At 39.4% G+C, this 13,159-nt stretch carries 16 protein-coding genes and 1 other RNA gene; 11 read left to right on the plus strand and 6 right to left on the minus strand.

The annotated features are described in order from the left end of the window. The first annotated feature begins 1 nt into the window (after position 1). The gene (locus tag ACQY4U_RS20855) at positions 2 to 268 is read left to right on the plus strand and encodes a hypothetical protein (RefSeq protein ID WP_428331395.1); all 267 of its coding nucleotides are present in this window, start codon (positions 2 to 4) and stop codon (positions 266 to 268) included. A 112-nt stretch (positions 269 to 380) separates the two neighbouring features. Continuing rightward, positions 381 to 1,298, plus strand: coding sequence for a metallophosphoesterase family protein (locus ACQY4U_RS20860; RefSeq protein WP_428331396.1), 918 nt, complete (start codon positions 381 to 383; stop codon positions 1,296 to 1,298). Positions 1,299 to 1,339: 41 nt separating this feature from the next. Here ACQY4U_RS20860 and ACQY4U_RS20865 read toward each other — a convergent pair whose 3' ends face one another. From ACQY4U_RS20865 to ACQY4U_RS20875, 3 genes are read right to left on the minus strand one after another with little or no spacing between them, the layout of a single operon-like run. Next, the gene (locus ACQY4U_RS20865) at positions 1,340 to 2,479 is read right to left on the minus strand and encodes a hypothetical protein (protein WP_428331397.1); all 1,140 of its coding nucleotides are present in this window, start codon (positions 2,477 to 2,479) and stop codon (positions 1,340 to 1,342) included. After that, positions 2,479 to 2,988: a molybdopterin-dependent oxidoreductase gene (locus ACQY4U_RS20870; protein ID WP_428331398.1), complete on the minus strand. Its 510-nt coding sequence runs from the start codon at positions 2,986 to 2,988 to the stop codon at positions 2,479 to 2,481. Before ACQY4U_RS20870 ends, ACQY4U_RS20865 begins: the two co-directional genes overlap by 1 nt. A 19-nt stretch (positions 2,989 to 3,007) precedes the next feature. Further along, entirely contained in the window at positions 3,008 to 3,352 is a 345-nt protein-coding gene (locus tag ACQY4U_RS20875; protein ID WP_428331399.1) for a winged helix-turn-helix domain-containing protein, read from the minus strand. 78 nt (positions 3,353 to 3,430) lie between these two features. On the opposite strand from ACQY4U_RS20875, the gene ACQY4U_RS20880 reads away from it, so the two are divergent. Further along, positions 3,431 to 3,943: a hypothetical protein gene (locus ACQY4U_RS20880; RefSeq protein ID WP_428331400.1), complete on the plus strand. Its 513-nt coding sequence runs from the start codon at positions 3,431 to 3,433 to the stop codon at positions 3,941 to 3,943. 4 nt (positions 3,944 to 3,947) lie between these two features. Here the strand turns inward: ACQY4U_RS20880 and ACQY4U_RS20885 are convergent, their stop codons facing one another. Next, positions 3,948 to 4,676, minus strand: a complete 729-nt coding sequence (locus ACQY4U_RS20885; protein WP_428331401.1) for a ThuA domain-containing protein — start codon at positions 4,674 to 4,676, stop codon at positions 3,948 to 3,950. 79 nt (positions 4,677 to 4,755) lie between these two features. Further along, positions 4,756 to 6,471, minus strand: coding sequence for a GMC oxidoreductase (locus tag ACQY4U_RS20890; protein WP_428331402.1), 1,716 nt, complete (start codon positions 6,469 to 6,471; stop codon positions 4,756 to 4,758). Positions 6,472 to 6,633: 162 nt separating this feature from the next. Here ACQY4U_RS20890 and ACQY4U_RS20895 point away from each other — a divergent pair, with 162 nt between their 5' ends. From ACQY4U_RS20895 to ACQY4U_RS20910, 4 genes are read left to right on the plus strand one after another with little or no spacing between them, the layout of a single operon-like run. Continuing rightward, positions 6,634 to 7,161, plus strand: coding sequence for a hypothetical protein (locus tag ACQY4U_RS20895; RefSeq protein WP_428331403.1), 528 nt, complete (start codon positions 6,634 to 6,636; stop codon positions 7,159 to 7,161). A 44-nt stretch (positions 7,162 to 7,205) separates the two neighbouring features. Continuing rightward, a complete protein-coding gene (locus ACQY4U_RS20900) occupies positions 7,206 to 7,703 on the plus strand; it encodes an RNA polymerase sigma factor (RefSeq protein WP_428331404.1) in 498 nt (165 codons plus the stop codon). After that, positions 7,690 to 8,280 carry a hypothetical protein gene (locus tag ACQY4U_RS20905; RefSeq protein WP_428331405.1) on the plus strand — a complete coding sequence of 197 codons (591 nt, stop codon included), beginning with the start codon at positions 7,690 to 7,692 and terminating at the stop codon, positions 8,278 to 8,280. Before ACQY4U_RS20900 ends, ACQY4U_RS20905 begins: the two co-directional genes overlap by 14 nt. Positions 8,281 to 8,292: 12 nt before the next feature. Next, complete coding sequence (locus ACQY4U_RS20910; protein WP_428331406.1) at positions 8,293 to 8,817, plus strand: GNAT family N-acetyltransferase; 525 nt, start codon at positions 8,293 to 8,295, stop codon at positions 8,815 to 8,817. 182 nt (positions 8,818 to 8,999) lie between these two features. Here ACQY4U_RS20910 and dinB read toward each other — a convergent pair whose 3' ends face one another. Beyond that, entirely contained in the window at positions 9,000 to 10,184 is a 1,185-nt protein-coding gene (gene dinB / locus ACQY4U_RS20915; protein ID WP_428331407.1) for a DNA polymerase IV, read from the minus strand. A gap of 72 nt (positions 10,185 to 10,256) precedes the next feature. Here dinB and ACQY4U_RS20920 point away from each other — a divergent pair, with 72 nt between their 5' ends. The 4 genes from ACQY4U_RS20920 to ACQY4U_RS20935 all read left to right on the plus strand — a co-directional run bounded on the left by ACQY4U_RS20920 (position 10,257) and on the right by ACQY4U_RS20935 (position 13,109). Then, entirely contained in the window at positions 10,257 to 10,883 is a 627-nt protein-coding gene (locus ACQY4U_RS20920) for a 2'-5' RNA ligase family protein (RefSeq protein WP_428331408.1), read from the plus strand. A gap of 43 nt (positions 10,884 to 10,926) precedes the next feature. Continuing rightward, positions 10,927 to 11,025, plus strand: an RNA gene (gene ffs, locus ACQY4U_RS20925) — signal recognition particle sRNA small type. A 132-nt stretch (positions 11,026 to 11,157) separates the two neighbouring features. Continuing rightward, positions 11,158 to 12,111, plus strand: coding sequence for a YpdA family putative bacillithiol disulfide reductase (locus ACQY4U_RS20930; protein WP_428331409.1), 954 nt, complete (start codon positions 11,158 to 11,160; stop codon positions 12,109 to 12,111). 350 nt (positions 12,112 to 12,461) lie between these two features. Further along, positions 12,462 to 13,109 carry a GNAT family N-acetyltransferase gene (locus ACQY4U_RS20935; protein ID WP_428331765.1) on the plus strand — a complete coding sequence of 216 codons (648 nt, stop codon included), beginning with the start codon at positions 12,462 to 12,464 and terminating at the stop codon, positions 13,107 to 13,109. Positions 13,110 to 13,159 lie beyond the last annotated feature (50 nt).

A 13,159-nucleotide genomic window follows, 5' to 3' on the forward strand; every position in this document is an offset into this window, starting at 1 on the left:
TATGTTAAACAATACTTATTTGATAAAAGAAGCCCGGGCATGGCTTAAACGGGCAAAAGGCCCGGATGAGATTGTGCGGATTGAACGGGATACAGATAATGAGGCCCCCATACTAACCTATCATTTGTATGTTGCCTATGGAGGTGATTACTTGGGTCGTATATTGTTTGATAAGCAGCTTTACTGGATTTATGATGGCGATATACTTTCTGTTAATGAGCAGGAGCAATTAGCAAAGTTTATTTTAAATTATGTTGAAACACTTTAGGGAATTATTCTTTTATCTGATATAGCGTTTACTTGTAAAGATATTTACACCAAAAACCTGCCGTAGTACTTTTAACAAGTATAATTTCGTTATCAATCAGATTACCTGCCCGATGAAATTAAATTTTTTTAGTTGCCTGTTTGTTTTTTGCTTGTTTGCTGGCTGTGCTGTATTTGCGCAGGATAAAAGCCCGGTTATTGCTTTTACCAGTGATACGCAGGAGCCAATGTGGATAGAAGAACTTTTGCTGAAATCAAACCAGAATCAAAAAGCTACGGCTATGATTTTTAAGGATGTGCTTGCAACGCATCCGGCAGCTCTATTTATTCTTGGCGATGTAGTTTCCATGGGTTACAAAAATAAAAAGTGGACTAAAATTGATGCTTATATCAAACAGCTCACACAAAAACACATCTCTGTTTATGCTACCCTTGGTAATCACGAATTAATGTTCAATGCCGCCAAAGGAGAACAAAACTTTCAAACAAGGTTTCCGATGCATAACCATGCTGGTTATTTAGAAACGGTTGACTCTGTAGCGGTAGTTCTGCTTAATTCAAATTTCTCCAAAATGAGCGATTCAATTATTGTAAAACAGGATAAATGGTATTTGGCTACTATTAACAAGCTAAATCACGATCCGGCAATAAAATTCATTATAGTTGGTTGCCATCACTCCCCTTTTACAAACAGTAGTATCGTAAGTCCTAATTTAACCGTTCGTCAAAAATTTGTACCGGCTTTTATCAGTTCAAAAAAATGTGTTCTTTTTCTTTCAGGACATTCCCATAATTTTGAGCAATTCAATATACAGGGAAAAAGCTTTTTAGTGATAGGTGGTGGTGGCGGCCTTCACCAACCTTTATATGCTACCGAAGTAAGCCACGATATTGCAGCTAAATATAAACCTATGTTCCATTACCTGCAGGTGCAGCGTGATCACGATTCTTTAAACGTCACATCAAGAGAATTAGCAAAAGATTTTTCAGGCTTTAAAAATGGATTGAGCTTTAAAGTGGCCATCAATTAATTGCCCTCTTTATTAATCACAATACATTATGAAATAAAAGGCTATCTATAATTATCGATCAATACCATTACCCGGCTATTAAAATTTGCAGGATTAATACCAACAAGCTTATTTACTACACTAAAATAATTACTGTCTCCTTTACCGCAAGTAATCAATTCTTTAACCCCGGCAACCCCCTTCTGCCGCTCTACATTATCGCTGATAAGGCTGGCTATTAATGATCTTACCTTAGCATTTTCCTTAAATATCATAGGTCCTTTGCTGAACAGATCAAAAAGTTTTACCTCCGGGTGCTCCGTTATATATTGTTTTAACTCCGGCATTAATTGCTTTTGGGTAATCATTTCACCCTTATCATCTGTATAGTAAGCATTTCCCCAACTGTAGGCTATACCCTCTTCGGCGGCTGAATTACGGCTGATGCTACCCCTTATAATTGCTGCATATTGGTGAAAAGTATCATGCGAAAAATCTTCATTGTGCATTACTGAAAAAATAAAACCTTCATCAATGCCGTATCCTTCACTTATTACGCCAGCCTGCTTACTGTCATATTGACAACCCAAAAGGCTAATTATTTCCTGGTAATTATCGCACAAATAAAATTGAAGCCGTTCAGGTTTTAATCCCAATTTCATCGCGATCTGCTTGTTTTTCTTATCAAATGCTTTAGCTCTTGAAATATTTATCTGATCAGCATAATGATAGGTAATGTTGCCTGTAACGGTGGTTTTCCAATTTCGGGTGAGGTAACGCAGCGGAATAGAAAACTTTATCTTATCACCATCAACCACCGTTATAAAATTGATAATAGCCCTGAGAGAAGATTGATCTGACGACATAAAGGCAACAGAAATAAAATACTGGCCACCTTTAAGTGGGTACAGGTTGATTAATTGCGGCTTATAATAATGCAGATCCTTTTCCCTGATCTCTATTCCCTTAAACGAATTAAAAGTAGATCTGCTTAAGGCAGAATCAACGGGATTTATTTCCCCGGGAACTACTTGACTTGTACTGATATGGAGTAACAAGGTATCAAGGGCGTTCAACAATTTAACCTGCGCTGCAGCAGGTATTTTTGTATACAGCTTAATACTTCTGTCTATTGGTGTTTGAGCCGAGCTGACAAAACAAACCGATAACAGAAATAGCCCTGAAAGTAAATGCCGCCTCATTACTTAGCCGCCTGAACCTTTATGCTGATAACTTGCTTTATACACCTTGCGGGCTTCTTTTCATCCTGAACAATAATGCGGAATGGCCCTTCGGTTGCCGCTAATGGTTTGCCGTCTATTTGATTAGCCAGTATAATGGTGCGGTTAGTAAAATCCTTATCTAATTCAGCTAAGGCGAAAACAACCTGGTAACCATCAATTGCCTCAATCAATATATATTTTGTTAGATTTTTGCCCCTAAGATCTTTACCTAAAGTTACTCCTGCTTTGGCTAATATATCTGAAAGTACTACGCCCGAATATTTATGATCATTACCATCCTTATCCTTACGTATCACCTCTGTTTGCTTAAACTGGGTTAGGTCGGCTAATTTTAAATCAAGCGGGGTAATAACCTCGCCTGTTACTTTTACTGATGCTTGTTTTTCTGCAGTTTGCGCCTGTGTTTGGCTGGGCTTAATTATTAAACCAAACAGGGCTATGATCATTAAAAAAGTATACTTCTTCATTTTTAGTTTTTATAATTTGTTAAATACCTAAATCCTGGCTGTGCAGCGCCAAAAATTCATTAAACTTATTTTGCAGATGTTGATACCGGCCAATAGCTTTTAAGCCATATTCAGTTACTGCAGCCTTGCCCCCTCCTTTTCCACCACGTTGCGAGATTACCACCGGGGCTTCAAAATTTTCATTCATGTAATTTACCAGGTCCCAGGCCTGTTTGTACGACATTTTCATTTGCAATGCAGCCTGCCGGATGGATCCTGACAACTTTATACGCTCTAATAGTTCTACACGGCCATGCCCTAAAAGCTTTCCTTCAGGTGTTTCAATCCATATTCTACCGTTCAGTTTAAACTTTGCCTGTGTCATTAAAAGCTTATTGGTTTCAGGCAAAAATAGCATATAAAAGCTAATGTGTTTGTAAATACAGTTTACTTATATACATTTATGGATTGTACATTAATCCATTTTATAATGCGTTTTAAAATACTTACCCTGTTTACTTTAGCTACGTTATTTATTAGTTGTAAGAAAGATAAATCTACTCTGCCGCCGGTAATTAATGTAAGCGTACAGCTGGCTGATAACTCTGCAGTAAATAATGCCGTTATCAGTTTACTTGATGCCAATCATGCAACTGTTGCTACTGCAACAAGTGGCAGTGATGGCAAAATAGCGTTTACCGCAACTGCTAATAACACCTATTATTTATACAATAATCTGGCTGATAGCAAAATTATTGCAGACCCGGATGCTACTTATTTTATTACCGGCACGTTTACCAGTCAACAGCAAATTAATAATTCGCCGGTACAAACTCCTGCTGCCAAAATAGGTGATAATGTTTACTTGGATATAAATGGTGATGGTGCTATTAATTACTATGACCTGGTAAAAAAAGTTACGGCTCCAGCTGCTGGCAGCTCAACAAACGTTAAGCTAATTATGGAAGCACATTAAATTGTTATTTGCCTATGGCATATTCAATACCACCCAAAAGATGGCCTAAATAAAGCGGATCAGCGTATGATTCGTCAGTATGACCTAATTCGGTATAAAACGCCCTGCCACCATCATAAGTATGGTACCAGCTCATGGGGTGCATATCTCCATTTGTGCCACCGGTATAGCTTTTTTCATCAATGGTGATGAGTATGTGCAGGTCTTTAGCAATCCATTTAAAGTTGTACCATTCATCAAACCTTTTCCATTCGGCTGGTAAGTGTTTAGTGGCAATAAATTTGTTATCTACAACATGCAAAATAGCAATTTGCTGAGCCGGGTGACTTTTAAAATAAGCTCCTACTAAATTACCATACCATTGCCAGTCGTATTCTGTATCAGTAGCTGCGTGTACGCCAACGAAGCCGCCGCCGTTACGGATATATTTTTCAAACTCGCCTTGTTGCCTATCGTTCAAAACATTGCCTGTGGTACTTAAAAATATCACAGCTGCATACTGCTTCAAATTTTCAAAGCTGAACTTTGTAGCATCTGTAGTGGTATCCGCATCAAAATTATTCTCCTCCCCAAGCTTTACTATTGCAGCAATACCTACCGGTATTGACGCATGATGAAAGCCTGCCGTTTTACTGAATATTAACACTTTAGGCTTTGCATCAACACTTAAAGAAGTAAAGCATAACAATAAGTAAATGAATATTTTATATTTTAAATTATTGGTCATCTTCATTATGTTTTTAATTAACTTCAATCTTTTTAATCCTATAATCCAAATTGGTTTAATCATCTAAATCAGTATAAATCTGTTATCAGATATTACCTTTTTTTAATTCATCTACTGCAAAATTTGCAGCACGTGCGGTTAGCGCCATATAAGTTAAGGATGGATTTTGGCAAGCCGATGATACCATGCAGGCACCATCGGTAACAAATACATTTTTGGCATCCCAAACCTGGTTGTTCCCGTTAAGCACCGATGTTTTAGGATCGCGGCCCATACGTGCCGTACCCATTTCGTGAATGCCGTCGCCTACGTTGTGCCCATGATCCCATGATGAGATATTTTTAACACCCGCAACCTCCAGCATTTCGCGGGCTTCTTTAACTATATCCACCCGCATCTTTTTCTCATTTTCTTTTATCTCGGCATCCATCGCTAAAATTGGCAGGCCCCATTTATCCTTCCGGGTTGGGTCAAGTGTTATTTTGTTTTCGTGATAAGGCAATAGCTCACCAAAGCCGCCAATACCAATTGTCCATTGCCCTGGTTCAGTAATTGCTTCCTTATAAGCCGATCCTATGCTCAGTTCGGCAACGTTACGGCTCCATCCTTCGCGGCTTGCACCACCCTGGTAACCAAAGCCGCGCATATAATCGCGTTTATCATCGTATAAATTGGCAAATCGCACTACATAGATCCCATTGGGTCTTCTGCCGAAATAATATTTATCCTCATATCCCTCCACCGTGCCTGATGCACCCAGGTTGTAGTGGTGATCCATTATATTATGCCCTAATTCGCCGCTGCTGCTGCCTAAGCCACCCGGCCATATATCAGTTGCAGAATTCATTAATACCCAGGCACTATTTAAGGTAGATGCATTTACAAACACAATTTTTGCATGGAACTCATAGGTTTGATTGGTTTCGGCATCTAATACTTCAACCCCTGTGGCCTTTTGGGTATTTTTATCATAAATAATTTTGGTAACTATAGAAAATGGCCTTACCGTTAAATTACCGGTTGCCATAGCGGCAGGCAGTGTTGATGACTGTGTACTAAAGTATCCCCCAAAAGGGCACCCTTCCCAGCAACGGTTACGGAAGTGGCATGCTATCCTATCAGGTATGGCTTCGGTTAGGTTAGCGCTGCGGCCAATTATCATGTGCCGCATGTTGTTGTAATGCTTTTTTAGCCGGGCCGATACATCCTTCTCTACACAATTCATATCCATAGGCTTTAAAAAATGCCCATCGGGTAATTGTGCCAGACCCTCCATAGATCCGTTTACGCCTGCAAATTTTTCAACATGATCGTACCACGGTGCAAGATCTTTATAACGGATGGGCCAGTCAATTGCCCAGCCATCTTTGGCGTTTGCCTCAAAATCAAAATCACTCCAGCGATAGCTCTGCCTCCCCCATAAAATAGACCTTCCACCTAATTGGTACGATCTCCACCAGTTAAAAGGCTTTATTTCGGTATATGGAGCATCCTGCTCATTTGCCCAGTAGTCCATAATAGGTTCTGAAGCTCCCCAGCCGCGCGATATTACGGGCCGCTCTTTCCGCTGTTCCTGGGTAACAGCGCCGCGGTGTTCAAATTCCCAGGGATCTTTGGAGGCAGATTTATAATCTTTTAAATGTTCAAAATTGCGGCCGCGCTCCAGCATAATTGTTTTTAAGCCGCGCCCTGTTAATTCTTTGGCCGCCCACCCGCCGCTTATGCCCGATCCTATAACTATTGCATCATAAGTATTATTGATTTTAGCCTTGCCGTTTATATTAACAGTATCTGCTGACATAATGATTGGATTTTTTAAGAGCGTGAAGAAATAATTGGTTATACAATAATATAGATTTAGGCTAACTATAACAAAGCTTTAATTGTATTAAAAACAATTACACAAAAGCTCTGTAATAACATATACTACAAAATTTAGTAATTTGGCATTCTATTTATCAGCATGAGCATAAGCACCTATGGTTTACAGGATATAAAAAAAGAGATACAGCATTTGCCTAATGAGCAGGTTGCTGAACTTTGCCTGCGCCTGGCCCGTTACAAAAAGGAAAACAAGGAATTGCTTGCCTACTTGTTGTTTGAGGCCAATAACGAAACAGCTTTTATTGAAAAGGTTAAAGCCGAAGTGGGCTTTATGTTTAGCCAGCTACCATCCCAAAGCTACAACGCGGCTAAAAGCATCCGTAAAATTTTAAGACTGATTAGTAAATATGTTAAGTTTATGGGATCAAAGCCAGCCGAAATTGATTTGCTTATCAACTTTTGCAATAATTATCTGCAATACACCGACCGGAAAGCATCTTACAAACCACTGCGCCTGATATTGGTTAGGCAGGTTCAAAAAACAGCCACCCTGATAAAAAAACTGCACGAAGACCTGCAATTTGATTATGTGCAGGATTACAACACTTTACTGGATGAAAGCGAAAAAAAGTTTTCCTGGTTTTTTAAGAATGACTTTTTGTTGTAACATTGGGCCTGTTTAAACATCTAAACAATAAAATTAACTGAATAGTGGTAGAAAAAGAAGCAGCTTTTAAGAAGATCTATGAAGCCAATTCAAAAAAGATCTACCATTTATGCTACGGTTATACAGGGGATGATGACGCTGCGAACGACCTTTTACAGGAAACATTTTTAAAAGTTTGGCAAAATTTAGATAAGTTCCGTAACCAGGCAATGATTTCAACCTGGATCTACCGGATTGCTGTCAATACCTGCCTTACTTACCTGCGATCAGAAAAGCGACAGGCTAAGGACGAGATCACGCCACTGTTATCCGAAACCAAAAAAGAAGAGCTTTCTGAAAAAAACGAACAGGTAGCTTTACTGTATAAGTGCATATCAAAATTAGAGGAATCAGAAAGAATTATAATAACAATGGTGCTGGACGAAGTACCATATCCCGAAATTGCTGACGTTTCGGGTATATCAGAGGGGAATCTGCGGGTGAAGATATATCGTATTAAACAGAAGTTAACAGAATTGTATAACCACTATGAAAGAATTTGAGCACTTGATGTCGGTTTGGCAGGGACAGCCAAAACCCGACAAGCTTTCGGTGGATGAAGCACTAAAGCAGGTAAAGAAAGGGATCCGTGGCATAACCAGTAAGTTATATTACGGTATTGTGGCTATGATTGCGTTAATAGCTTTCTCGTTCATTATCACGTTCTTTTTCTCGTTTCGCTCGCCTGCCACTACCATTGGTATATTGATCATATTAGTTACTATGCTGCTGTACCTTTCACTTATAGTAAGGCATTATCATATTTTAAACAAGCACGATTTAACCCAAAATCCTACAGAATATTTAAATACACTTAAAGAATACCAAAAAAACCGATCAAAAACCATCGGCTGGTTTTACTATGTGTTTATGTTGCTGATAAGCGTTGGCCTGGCACTTTACTTTGTTGAGGTATTGGAAGATGCACCCGTTTATTTTAAGGTTATTACTTATGGCTCCATCATTATCTGGTTTTTATTCATCACGTTTTATTTAAAACCCCGCATGTTTAAAAACGAAGAAGAAAAACTAAACCTGATGATTGACAGGCTGATTCGTTTACAGGAACAATTTGATTAATTTGCGGGCATTATGTCTGCTACTACCATTACCTTACAAAAAGTTAAACCTACCGAGGCTGATGCATTACTCGCCATCAGCAAAAGAACCTTTTTTGATTTTTTTGGCCCGCTAAATAAGCCTGAAAACATGGAGGCCTATGCCGTTACAGCCTTCACACCGCAAAAAATACAATCAGAATTGGATAACCCCGACTCTGAATTTTATTTTGCTTTGATAAATGATCAAATCACAGGTTATTTAAAGTTGAACTTCAAAAACGCCCAAACAGAATTTCAGGATCCTAAAGCGATGGAAGTTGAGCGTATTTATGTTTCTGTAGATCATCATAAAAAAAATATTGGCAAACAGCTTTTACACTTTGCCCTCAATATGGCTCTGCAGAAGCAAATGGATTACATATGGTTGGGCGTATGGGAGCATAACCATAATGCAATAGGCTTTTATCAGCACAATGGCTTTGAAGTATTCAGCAATCATGAGTTTTGGATGGGTGATGACAGGCAGAATGATCTGCTGATGAAGAAGATATTATAGCGATGAGAAACTTCAATAACCCGCGTTCTTATGAGCAATAGCGAAGCAATCCCCATTTAAATAGCGGCTAAGCATAATCGATCTGCATTGTAGGTAATTGCTTCTTCATTCCTCATTAAAATGACTTTAAACAGTGCATCCTTTAAGATACACTCCCCAGATTTACTGCAACGTAAGCAACCTTACCCCCGCATAAACGGGTTAAAATTTCTGGTGCCTATTTCCATACCTGCTGCACGGCAAACGGTTTTCTCCCCGAATTTAAAATTGATCCTATCTAAAGCCTGATAGAGTTTAATCTTTTCTTCATTATCCTCAAATAGATTGATCTGATAGCTGCCGCTGCAAAGGTTACTCAGTCGCACACCTATCAGCCTGATTGGACGGTGCTGGTTCCAGGCACTTTTAAGCAGGTTCTTTATACCAGGTATCAGGATATGTTCAGCCGCGGTAAGCTCAATTTTTTCCTGCTGGGTATGGGTTTCAAAATTAGCATAGCGCACCTTTATAGCCAGGCAAGATGCTACTTTGTTTTCCTTGCGCAGCTTGGCGGCTAATTCCTCCGTCATTGATACCAGGATGGTTTCAATGGTTTGCCTATCTGCAATATTCGTATTAAAAGTATGCTCGGTTGATATGGATTTACGTTCGCTGTGGGGTACTATTTCGCCTTCATCAATACCGTTGGCTTTATCCAAGAAGTACTTACCGGCTTTGCCTAAAATGGTTTCTAAAAACCGCAGATCGGCTTTTTGCAGATCGGCAATTTTCTCAATCCCATATTTATATAACTTCAAACAGCTGCTTTCGCCCAGTCCGGGTATTTTACTGATGGATAAGGGTGCTAAAAAATCTTTTTCCTTACCATGCGGAATATATAATTGCCCGTTTGGCTTTGCCTGGTTGGTAGCCATTTTAGAAACCGTTTTACCGGATGACATGCCAAAGGAAATTGGCAGACCAGTATCGCGGATTATTTTTTGACGCAATTCAGTAGCATGTTTGTAGCTGTTATGAAAACGATCCATCCCTGTATAATCAATATAGAACTCGTCTATTGATGTTTTTTGGTAAAGCGGCACTGCGTTATGGATGATCTCGGTAACCTCGCGTGAGGCATCTCCATACCTGCCATGCGAGCCACGGATAAGGATCGCATGAGGACAGAGTTTTAACGCCTGCCGCGTAGGCATAGCCGAATGTACCCCAAACTTACGTGCCTCATAACTGCAACTCGCCACCACGCCCCTATCAGCAGAGCCGCCGATGATCACTGCTTTGCCAATAAGCGAGGGGTCAAACTTGCGCTCAACCGAAACAAAGAATGAATCGAGATCGATATGCATTATCTGGCGTTTGGTTGTCATCCTACAAAAGTAAAAAAAGATTCGTATTTGCTAAAAATATTAGTAATTTAGATTTAATAAATTTATATAGATATGACTGGTTATCATGATTATTTAATTGTGCTGTCGCCATCACTTAGCGTGGCCAAAAGCGTAGAGAGCGCTAAAAATCTTTGCTTTAAAAAGATTGGCGAGTATAACAGCCATTATGCGAAGGCCCACATTACCATACAACGCTGGCCGCGTAAAAGACAGGAATGGATTGAGCCCATGATCCCCAAGCTGGAACGCGAGCTAAAAAGCCTGCCCCCTGTTTTGCTCGATATTGATGGCTTCGATTTTTTTGATCATCAAACCAATCCAACTATTTATGCAAAGCTTAATTCAACACCACTAACGCAGGTTTGGTTTAAGCATTTACGTAGATTTTTTAGCAAGCCTGATTTTGAACCGCACATTACCATTGCCCGTAGCATACCTAATGAGGATTTTTTTAAGATATGGCCCTACTTCAAGCATTCCGTGTGGAACGAGCCTTTTAAGGTTGATAAGCTTACCATTTTACGGCGTGAAATGATAGGACACGATAAAAGCTATAAATTATTCAAGGAAATTGCCTTTAACAGCCGTTTAAATTTTTATGATTTTGCTAATTCGAGGCTCAAAGCGCCTATATTATCACTTAACAAGGTTAACAGTCAGCAGATTAACCTTTTTTAACAATTTATTAACCAAAAACAAACCTTTTTCTATCTTTGCCCCGGGGTAAGTCTTTTACGGCCAGCTCCTCTTGAACTCCCCCAGGGTGGGAACGCAGCAAGGGTAGAGAGTTGAGCGGCGCGATAAAAGTAGCTTACCCTTTTTTATGCCCTGTTGGCAAGGTTTTGCTTCCAAACAGTGCTTAAAAAACAAATCCCTTGGTCATTCTTATAGCCAACCGGCTTACAGGCTAAATTCAAAATCGCTATCTTCGCAAAAACATCTGCTAAACATAATGCTCGATATTTTAATAATTGGTGGCGGCCCTATAGGTTTAGCCTGCGCACTTGAAGCACAAACCGAAGGATTAAGCTTTTTAATTGTTGAAAAAGGCTGCCTGGTAAACTCGTTATACAACTACCCTTCAACCATGACTTTTTTTTCAACTTCAGAAAAACTGGAGATTGGCGGTATTCCTTTTGTAACCATTAGTAATAAACCAACCCGGTCTGAAGCGTTGGAATATTATCGCCGTGTGGCAACATCCAACAACCTGCCCATTAATTTATTTGAAGAGGTAAAAAGCGTAAAAAAGGAAAATGATATTTTCACCATAATCACCAGCAAGGCCACCTACCAAGCAAAAAAAGTGATTGTATCCACCGGGTTTTATGATATTGCGGTAACGCTCGGTATTCGTGGCGAAGATCTGCCAAAAGTAAAGCATTACTATAAAGATCCGCATTACTATGCTATGCAAAAGATAGTAGTAGTTGGATCAAGCAACTCGGCTATTGATGTAGCATTGGAAACCTACAGAAAGGGTGCTGAGGTAACATTGGTGATCCGCGGGGACGAAGTTAGCGATCGTGTTAAATACTGGGTTAGGCCCGATATTATTAACCGGATAAAAGAAGGCAGCATTAAAGCCTATTTCAATTCGCATTTGAAAACAGTACGGGAGCATGAGGTTGATATTGAAACACCAGCTGGCTTAGTAACTATTCCTAACGATTTTGTAATGGCCATGACAGGCTATAAACCTAATTTTGATTTTTTAAAAAAACTGGGTATCACTTTAACGGAGGACAAATTTATCCCCCAATATAACCCTGAAACTATGGAAACCAATTTACCGGGGCTGTATCTCGCCGGTGTGGTTTGCGGCGGTATGGATACGCATTTATGGTTTATTGAAAACTCAAGGGTACATGCAGAAATGATTATTGAGGATATAATTAAAAAATGAGATGGTTTATAGTAATGATTAATTACTCATATCAATAACATAAATCATTTTTTTCTTGCATAAGTAAAATTTAATGCAATAATTTGCACAAAATTTAAAAACACTGCTAAATGAGCCAGCAAAACTTAAATAAGCCATTGATCAGAGCATTATTTGCTCCGGTTGCTGCTGCTTGGGTTTTTACTGTTGTTTTATTTTCTCCTTCACGACGAAGGCCCTACATGCCCCGGGTTTGATTTAGTTTTTCCTGTACTAAACCCATAGAAGTTTTATGTTAAACTTCTTCCGCAAAAGATCATCTAATTATTAACGCTGCAAGGCAAATAATTTAACGGTAATTTTTCTATTTAATAATGATTAAAGATTTTGATATACAGGTAGCAACCGCCCAGCATGTGGATTACGCACAGGAAATATGCAACGAGATGGCGGAGTCTGCAAAAGCACGCGGTACTGGTATTGCCCAGCGTTCGCCGGAGTATGTTGCTAATAAGATGCTTGAAGGTAAAGCTGTAATTGCTTTTCATAAAGATGGTACATGGGCAGGTTTCTGCTACATTGAAACCTGGAGCCACGGCGATTTTGTGGCTAATTCGGGTTTGATCGTTAGTCCGCAGTTCAGAAAAGAAGGTTTGGCAAAGGCGATCAAGGAAAATATATTTAAGCTTTCCCGTAAAAAATACCCAGATTCAAAAATTTTCGGCCTAACAACCGGCCTGGCTGTAATGAAAATAAATTCAGACTTAGGATACGAACCAGTAACCTATTCAGAACTTACACAGGATGAAGATTTTTGGGCTGGCTGCAAAAGTTGCGTAAACTTTGATATTTTAACCAGTAAGGGCCGTAAAAACTGCATGTGCACCGCCATGTTATTTGACCCTGCCGAAAAACAAAAGGAATACGAAGAAAAGATGAAAAAAATCACGCACAAAGCTACCCTGCTGGAGCGTATCGAAAATGCCATCAAAAAAAGAATCGGCGCAGATCACGATTAAGTTATAGGGTAATAGGCAAAACTTTGTGCTTTATCCTCAAAGAAAATAAA

Origin of the sequence: Mucilaginibacter sp., assembly GCF_965277465.1 — a bacterium.
Taxonomy (GTDB): Bacteria; Bacteroidota; Bacteroidia; order Sphingobacteriales; family Sphingobacteriaceae; genus Mucilaginibacter.